The organism is Streptomyces niveus (assembly GCF_001723055.1).
Lineage (GTDB): Bacteria > Actinomycetota > Actinomycetes > Streptomycetales > Streptomycetaceae > Streptomyces > Streptomyces niveus.
This window is the reverse complement of sequence record NZ_MDCR01000485.1, coordinates 1-418: the sequence shown is the minus strand read 5'-3', so window position 1 is coordinate 418 and position 418 is coordinate 1. Positions and strand designations below refer to the sequence as shown.

General features: G+C 64.1%; 1 protein-coding gene. It reads right to left on the bottom strand.

Going from position 1 to position 418, the window contains the following annotated elements:
- The coding region (locus tag BHU15_RS36595; RefSeq protein WP_438285006.1) for an SPFH domain-containing protein at window positions 1-418 on the bottom strand (418 nt) is incomplete at both ends.

Below are 418 nucleotides of genomic sequence, written 5' to 3'. Positions count from 1 at the left end.
TCGCCGTCAGCTCGGTGATCTTCCGGATGCCCTGGGCGTCCAGGATGTTGTGGGTGTCCAGCTGCGCGAGCGGCGTCTGCTCCAGGTAGTCGATCGCCGCGTCCTCCAGGCTGTAGCCGTTGAGGTCGGTGCCGATGACCTGGATGATCCGGTCCCTGAACTCGTCGCGCTTGGTGTAGAGATCGGTGAAGTCGAGCTGCTTGCCGACCGTCTTCAGCGCCTCGGAGAACTTGGCGTTGAACAGCTCCTGCAACGTCTCCTTGTCGCTGGCCCGCGCCGTGCCGATGGCCTGCGCGACCTTGATGACGTCCTCGGTGGTCTTGTTGACCCGGACGAAGAACGAGATCCGGATGTCGGCGCGGATGTTGTCCCGGCAGATCAGTCCGTCCCGGCCGGTGCGGGTGATGTCGATGGCCTT